The sequence below is a fragment of the Rhodococcus sp. NPDC057014 genome, from assembly GCF_042673295.1.
Lineage (GTDB): Bacteria > Actinomycetota > Actinomycetes > Mycobacteriales > Mycobacteriaceae > Rhodococcus_F.
Genome location: NZ_JBHUSF010000413.1, coordinates 1 through 6,460 on the forward strand (window position 1 = coordinate 1; position 6,460 = coordinate 6,460).

Here is a 6,460-nt window from a genome sequence, read left to right on the forward strand (position 1 = left end):
CCCGCCCTGTCAGTGCGGGAGCGGGCTCGTCTCCACCCGGATCCGAGCCTGCGCCTCAGCCAACCGGCGCTCGGCGTCCACGAGATCGGTGCCGACCGCGACGATGACACCTTGACGATCCGCGGAGGATCGGAGCGGACCGAGGCGTTGCCCCGGTTCGAGAGAACACTGCAACCGGATTATCCCCTCGGCCTGACGCGCGGCCTCGATGCCGTGCACCCGTTCGATCACCACGTTCTCGTACGCGAAGAATGCGACGCAGCCTGCACCGCGCCCGGGTGTTCGCGACTGCGGCGGCAGTCCGGCAAGATGGCAGATCGACTCCCGGACCAGATCGCGACCCATCGCACGGAGCACCAGCTCCCAAATGAAATCGCCTCCCGGACGGGTATTGCCCTCGATGATCCGGGGCCCGGCCGAGCCGAAACGTACTTCCGTATGGGCCGGCCCAAAGGAATGACCGATCGAACCGAGGAAATCGGTGACGAGACCGCGGAGCTCGGCAAGGGCCGATGGTGCGACCGCGGCCGGCATCAGATGACCGGTTTCGATATACCGTGGTGCGCCGGTGGTGGTCTTGGCGGTCACCGCGATGATGTCGTGCCGGCCGTCCGTGGTGAAGGATTCGACGCTGTATTCGGGGCCGTCGATGAACTCTTCGGCGAGGGTCGGCCCGGGGTACTCGCCGCGAGAGCGGGCGAATGCGGACTCGACCTGGTCGAGGCTCGAGACGCGAAAGACGCCGGAACTGCCGGCGCCTCCAGCGGGCTTGACGACGATCGGGCCGCCCACTGCGAGAAGGAAGTTCCGCACCTCGGACGCCGAACTGCAGCTCCGGGTCAGCACAGCGCCGAGATCACGGCCGGCCAGGTGCTCGCGCATGGCAATCTTGTCGCGGGTCAACCGGACGGCGTCCCGCGCGTTCCCCGCGATGCCGAGAGCCTCTTTGATCACGGCGGCCGGCATGAGGCCGTGCTCGGTGAAGGACACGACGGCATCGAAGGGTGTGAACTCGTGCAGCGCCCGCGCCCTGCAGAGCGCCTCTGCCTGGTCGCGGTAGTCGAATACGCACAGCCGGTGCGCGCGCCTGGCCTGGTCCACGGTGACCGATTCGGAGTTCTGAAAGACGGACAGTTCGACCGGTAGATCGTCGATCACTCGGAAAGTCTCGTCATGTCCGCCGACGATCAATATGTGCGCCATGCCGAACCTGCTCCTCGAGGTCCGCTGATTTCGGCGTTGCGAGGTCGTCCTCGTCCGGCCCGTCTCACTTCCGGCCCTCGATCACGCTGAAGCCACAGGGCAGGAGCGTACTGCCGGTGAGCCCGAGACCTGCGCGCTCGTACAGGCGCGCATAATCCTGAATGGTTCGCTCCCGGCCGCCCGTCATGACCAGCATGGCGACGTCGACCACGTTTCCCCAGACGTATCCGCCGTCCTCGCTGATCACCCGCTCCAGGACCAGGATCCTTCCGCCGGGCTCGAGCGCGTTCGCGCAATGGGTGAGAACGCGTATCGAGTCGTCGTCGTTCATCGTGTGGAGAACGCTCTTGAGCAGGTGGACGTCACCCCCGCCGGGCACCTCTGTCAGACCGTCGCCGGGCACGATGCCACACCGCTCCTCGACGCCGTATTCCCGCAAGGTGTGACCGGCCCTGGCCAGCGAGAACTCCAAGTCGTAGATCGTGCCCCGCAGATGATCGTATTTGCGCAACAACTGGGCGGTCACGATGCCGTAACCACCGCCGACATCGATGACGTGCCGATCGTCCGCGAAATCGATCGCCTCCGCGGTCTCGAGACCGGCGCGGACCGAGATCTCGTGCCAGCCCAGATGGAAGCGCTGGGCGGAGTCGGGGTGCTCGGCCAGGTACTCGAAGAGGGATTTGCCGAAGAACTGGCCGAACCCTGTCCGCCCCGTACGAGCGCATTGGAGCAGCTCGCTCCAGGCCAGGTACGTTTCTGCGCCGGCAAAGAGCTCCACCTCGCTTGCGATCGATTCCGGATTGTCCCTGCGCAAGAATTCGGCTCGCGGCGTGAGTGCGCACGTGTCCTGCTCGTCCACGGCGAAGATCCCCGCGCTCATCAGTAGGCGGAGGATCCGCTTCAGCGCATCGGGGTCGGTTCCGCTTCGTCGGGCGAGATCGACAAGCGCCAGTGGGCCCCCCGCCAGCAGATCCGCGAGCTCCAGCTCGACGGCGACGAACAAGCAGCTGGATATGTTGTAGCCGTGGACCATTTCTTTGACACAGAGACGGTCGGGCTTGTCACGGAAGTCGAAATACATTGTGCGCCTTCGAATAGGTTGTGGAGTACGCCTTCGACCAGCGTGAGGCTTCGCCGCGTCGCGCGATAGATACCCCGGGGCTGGCAACCATTCACCCCCGCCCGCACCGACGTAGGTTCAGGTGGTAGTCGCGGGGTCCGACTCCGACCCCAGATTTCGCACCAGCCAACGCCCGTCGACGAGATGCATGAGGACCGGGCACACATACCGGGTGTCGTTCGGCTGCCACAGGCCGCCCTCCAGCGTCGAGGTGTCGAGCACGTAGAGCGCCTCGACGCCCGGAGCGACCATCCTGGTGGCTGAGCTGATACCCCACGTCGCCGGATCCGGCAGCATCGCCCGGAACGACCGCACATGCACGCGCTCGAAATGCACCCACAGCGGATGATCCGGCACCGGCCCGGCAAGGGCCGCCTCGACCGCCTCGCCGTCCCAACCGTCGACAGTCATCTGATAGTGGTTGTCGCGCACCCACTTCTGTGCGAGTACCGCCCGGAAGCCGGGATCCACATTCGGCCATACCGACAGCAGATCACCGTCCACACATACTGGCATCAGGAATGCCCACGCCGCATTCACCAGATCTGCGTGCCCGAGTAGCCGCACCCGTTCGGCCGGATCCATCGCACGAAGCTGCCGGTACGTCTGGCGGACCTCGGGCGGCAACGAGTCGATCTGCTCGTCGGTCAACTCCGGAAGGGCGGACGCCGCCGGCACCGCACCCCGGTCCGGGGCGTCGTCCCGGTCGACCAGCAATGCCCGGACCGCGTCGACGAACCGTGGGGTCAGCCGGTCGAGCGACTCGAGCAGCTCCCCGACCGTGCGCGGCGGGAGCGTATTCCGGGCGACCAGCAGGTGTATACGCTCGAACACCGCTTCCGAGTCGAGATCGAGTTGATCGCAGAGGAATTCGTCGGGGTGGATCGCCTCGACGTCGTACGGGTCGAGTGCCGCCGGCGGGAAGTCCGTCAGGTTGGCGGTCACGATCAAGGCCGCACCGGACCGTACCGCCGCGGCCAGGACGTGCCGATCCTTCGGATCGTTGGTCATCGCGGGGATCAACTCGCGGTACCCGCGTGACTCCTCCTCCGCGAACGGGAACGCCCTGCGCATCTGGTGGACCCGACGCGCCGCCTGCTCCGGCGACTTGCCGAACCTCTCCCCGGCCAGGTCGCGCTCCACCTCGTCGAGCAGGTCCGGCGTCCACACCGGCCGGAACAATTCGGCATCGGCCAGGGTCAGCAGCAGGTTGTTCAGGACCTGCGGGAGCAGGACGCACCCGTCGAGAACCACCCGAAAGGCAGCCATCGGTTGCCTCGCCCCTCGATCAGCGGGTCGAGACGAAGCCGTCAGCGGCGTCGCCGGGGTCCGGGGTTTCCTCCTGCGCCATCTCCTCGAACACCTGACCGCGTCGCGCACGCTCGTGTTGTCGGAATGCGAGCACGTCCGCCAACTCCACCCGCCGATGCCTGCCCGGCGACGAGTACGGAATCTTCCCGGCCTCCAGCAACCGCACCAGCGTCGGCCGGGTAATACCCAGCAGTTCCGCGGCCTCCTGCGTCGTCAGCACCGTCCGATGCGGCTCCACCGTCACCGCCTGCCCCCGGTCCAGAGCCGTGACCGCGTCGACGAGCAAACCCCGGACACTGTCCGGCAATGGCGCCGAACCCTCCGGGGTCGAGATCGTCACATCGTCCTGACCAGCGAGAAGATACTTCAACGCGGTGAGAATTTCGCGATCGTCGGAGCCCGGTGGCAACACCGTGTGGTTCATCAGAGCGGCCATACCTCAACGATAAAACGAAAAAAACGAACACACAATGTCCTCCGCAGCGGACGAGGCGGATCTCAGCCGAGCCCGTCGAGGAATTCCTCGACCACTTTCCGGTACTGCTCCGGCTGGTCGTCGTGGACGAGGTGCCCGGCCTGCGCGATGCGGACGTACTCGGCGCCGGGATGCCGCTCCGCCATGGTCCGCATCTGGCCGTCCGGGGTGATGGTGAACTCCCCCTCGATCAGCAGGGCCGGAACGGTGATCGACGCCCACTGGTCCCAGAAGTGCCTGTCGCCCCACTCCGCCGAGATGTCGCGGAACGTGTCGACGTCGCCGTGCAGGTACCAGCCGTCGGCGCGCTTCTCGAACGAATCCAGGAAGTACTGTCCGGCAACCGGACCGAAGAACTCGAACAGATCCTCCCGGGTCGCGAACGGTTGCGGCCAGTTCGAGATCATCGCCGCCCAGTCGTCGGCGGTGCGGCCGCGGAAGTCGGGGGCCATGTCTTCGAGGACGAGCGCCGACACCGTCTCCGGATGCGCGGCAGCCAGGCACCAGGCGTGCAGGGCGCCCATCGAATGGCCGATCACCACCCACGGCCCGGCGACGGGCGCGAGTGCCGTGGACAGGTCCGCGACGAACGCTTCCGTCGTCAACCGCGGCGGCGCGGGCCTGCCGTGGCCTGCGGCGTCGAACGTGAAGACGTGGCCGTGCTCGCGCAGCCACGGCACGTGCCGTCCCCACGTCCGGGCACTGCCCATCAACCCGTGCAGCAGCAGAATCGGCTGTCCCGCCCCACCCTCGTCGTGCAACGCACTCTCACCCGCCACCACTCCGACGCTAGCGGAGTAACCTCGCCCGCATGGCAGTGGTGAAGATCAACGCAATCGAAATCCCCGAGGGTGCGGGCCCCGAACTCGAGAAACGCTTCGCGGCGCGCGCGCACGCCGTGGAAAACTCTCCCGGCTTCCTCGGCTTCCAGCTCCTGCGTCCGGTGCAGGGCGAGAACCGCTACTTCGTCGTCACGCAGTGGGAGAGCGAAGAGGCATTCGCGGCGTGGCGCGACGGTCCGGCCCGGGAAGCACACGCGGGTGAGCGGAAGAAGCCGGTGGCATCCGGTGCGTCGCTGCTGGAGTTCGAGGTCGTACTCGACGTCACGGCGGCGAACAAGAGCTGAGCGGCAGGGGCTGGCCGAGGATTGACACGACGGCCCGCCGGGTGCAAAAGTTCGCAGGACAATGCGATGGTTCGGCAGGAATCCGGTGCAATCCCGGAGCGGTCGCGCCACTGTAAATCGGAGTAGTCCTTCACGGGAACCACCTCGACAGCCAGATACTGCGGCCATCGCCTGGACCTAGGGGACGCGAAATCCCAGGAGGAACTATGGCACTCGCCTACGCACCCGGCTCGTCGGTCGACACGACCCGCCTCGCCGTCATCTCTTTCGCGATCGTTCTGTTCGCGATGCTCGCTCTCTACCTCGTGGGATTCGACCAGGGCGCGATCTCGCGCAGTGGCATGTACATGCATGAATTGATGCACGACGGCCGCCACCTCCTGGGTCTGCCATGCCACTGACCGATTCCTTCACGAAACTCCTCATCCGCGGCCTGCTGGCCGGCCTGATCGCAGGCATCCTGGCCGGTGGCGTCGCGTTCGTTCTCGGTGAGTCGCACATCGACGCGGCCATCGCGATCGAAGAATCGCACAGCGCCGCCGAACCCGAAGGCCACTCGCACGACGCCACCGCGGCGGAGGAACCGGCCGGGCACTCGCACGACGAGGAAGAGGCACTCGTCAGCCGCGACGGGCAGCGCTTCGGGCTGTTCCTCGCCACGTCCCTCGCGGGACTGGCACTGGGAGCGATCTTCGCCGTCGTCGCGAACTACGCGCGTCGGGTGACGACGCTGTCGGGGCCGTTGCTCGGCCTGACCCTGGCCACCTTCGGCTGGCTGGCAATCGAGGCGGTGCCGTTCTTCAAATACCCCGCCAACCCGCCCGCCGTCGGAGACCCCGAGACGATCAACCAGCGCACCTGGCTGTGGCTTGCCGCGGTCGCGCTGGGCCTGCTCGCCGTGGTGGCGTCCGTCTTCGCGGCGAAGGCCGTCGCCGCACAGGAGTTCCTGTCGGTGCGGATCGCGGCGCCGGTTGTCGCGTTCCTCGTGGTGGCGACCATCGGATATCTGGTGCTGCCCACGATCAACGAAGTGGGTGACGACTTCCCCGCGGTGCTGCTGTGGCAGTTCCGGCTGTCGTCCCTCGCGACGCAGGCCACGCTGTGGCTGGTTCTCGGACTCGTGTTCGCGTTCCTCACGGAGCGTGCCACCCGGGCCACCGCGCCCGCGCGGGCGAACGCCTCTGCCTGACCATGTGAGTGGCACGGTGTGCCGGAGCACACC

At 66.8% G+C, this 6,460-nt stretch carries 8 protein-coding genes and 1 riboswitch; of the genes, 3 read left to right on the top strand and 5 right to left on the bottom strand.

The genetic code is table 11. From position 1 onward, the window contains the following. Positions 1 to 9: 9 nt before the first annotated feature. The 5 genes from ACFTZB_RS41245 to ACFTZB_RS41265 all read right to left on the bottom strand — a co-directional run bounded on the left by ACFTZB_RS41245 (position 10) and on the right by ACFTZB_RS41265 (position 4,891). Entirely contained in the window at positions 10 to 1,203 is a 1,194-nt protein-coding gene (locus ACFTZB_RS41245) for an ATP-grasp domain-containing protein (RefSeq protein ID WP_378441059.1), read from the bottom strand. 64 nt (positions 1,204 to 1,267) lie between these two features. Then, positions 1,268 to 2,287, bottom strand: a complete 1,020-nt coding sequence (locus tag ACFTZB_RS41250; protein WP_378441061.1) for a methyltransferase — start codon at positions 2,285 to 2,287, stop codon at positions 1,268 to 1,270. Positions 2,288 to 2,404: 117 nt separating this feature from the next. Continuing rightward, positions 2,405 to 3,595: a PIN domain-containing protein gene (locus ACFTZB_RS41255; protein ID WP_378441063.1), complete on the bottom strand. Its 1,191-nt coding sequence runs from the start codon at positions 3,593 to 3,595 to the stop codon at positions 2,405 to 2,407. A 19-nt stretch (positions 3,596 to 3,614) separates the two neighbouring features. Next, positions 3,615 to 4,073, bottom strand: a complete 459-nt coding sequence (locus ACFTZB_RS41260; protein WP_378441065.1) for a helix-turn-helix domain-containing protein — start codon at positions 4,071 to 4,073, stop codon at positions 3,615 to 3,617. A 62-nt stretch (positions 4,074 to 4,135) separates the two neighbouring features. Beyond that, complete coding sequence (locus tag ACFTZB_RS41265) at positions 4,136 to 4,891, bottom strand: alpha/beta fold hydrolase (RefSeq protein ID WP_378441067.1); 756 nt, start codon at positions 4,889 to 4,891, stop codon at positions 4,136 to 4,138. A 32-nt stretch (positions 4,892 to 4,923) separates the two neighbouring features. On the opposite strand from ACFTZB_RS41265, the gene ACFTZB_RS41270 reads away from it, so the two are divergent. The 3 genes from ACFTZB_RS41270 to ACFTZB_RS41280 all read left to right on the top strand — a co-directional run bounded on the left by ACFTZB_RS41270 (position 4,924) and on the right by ACFTZB_RS41280 (position 6,427). Next, positions 4,924 to 5,238: an antibiotic biosynthesis monooxygenase gene (locus tag ACFTZB_RS41270; RefSeq protein WP_087559747.1), complete on the top strand. Its 315-nt coding sequence runs from the start codon at positions 4,924 to 4,926 to the stop codon at positions 5,236 to 5,238. Positions 5,239 to 5,288: 50 nt separating this feature from the next. Beyond that, positions 5,289 to 5,422: riboswitch (cobalamin riboswitch) on the top strand. 22 nt (positions 5,423 to 5,444) lie between these two features. Beyond that, on the top strand, positions 5,445 to 5,639 hold the full coding sequence (locus ACFTZB_RS41275) for a CbtB domain-containing protein (RefSeq protein WP_005244930.1): 195 nt from the start codon (positions 5,445 to 5,447) through the stop codon (positions 5,637 to 5,639). Then, positions 5,630 to 6,427: a CbtA family protein gene (locus ACFTZB_RS41280; RefSeq protein WP_378441069.1), complete on the top strand. Its 798-nt coding sequence runs from the start codon at positions 5,630 to 5,632 to the stop codon at positions 6,425 to 6,427. Before ACFTZB_RS41275 ends, ACFTZB_RS41280 begins: the two co-directional genes overlap by 10 nt. Positions 6,428 to 6,460: the final 33 nt, after the last annotated feature.

What these genes read in the sequence shown, in the direction of transcription:
- ACFTZB_RS41245 (WP_378441059.1), bottom strand. Translation starts at nt 1,203, where the DNA reads ATGGCGCACATATTGATCGTCGGCGGACATGACGAGACTTTCCGAGTG.
- ACFTZB_RS41250 (WP_378441061.1), bottom strand. Translation starts at nt 2,287, where the DNA reads ATGTATTTCGACTTCCGTGACAAGCCCGACCGTCTCTGTGTCAAAGAA.
- ACFTZB_RS41255 (WP_378441063.1), bottom strand. Translation starts at nt 3,595, where the DNA reads ATGGCTGCCTTTCGGGTGGTTCTCGACGGGTGCGTCCTGCTCCCGCAG.
- ACFTZB_RS41260 (WP_378441065.1), bottom strand. Translation starts at nt 4,073, where the DNA reads ATGGCCGCTCTGATGAACCACACGGTGTTGCCACCGGGCTCCGACGAT.
- ACFTZB_RS41270 (WP_087559747.1), top strand. Translation starts at nt 4,924, where the DNA reads ATGGCAGTGGTGAAGATCAACGCAATCGAAATCCCCGAGGGTGCGGGC.
- ACFTZB_RS41275 (WP_005244930.1), top strand. Translation starts at nt 5,445, where the DNA reads ATGGCACTCGCCTACGCACCCGGCTCGTCGGTCGACACGACCCGCCTC.
- ACFTZB_RS41280 (WP_378441069.1), top strand. Translation starts at nt 5,630, where the DNA reads ATGCCACTGACCGATTCCTTCACGAAACTCCTCATCCGCGGCCTGCTG.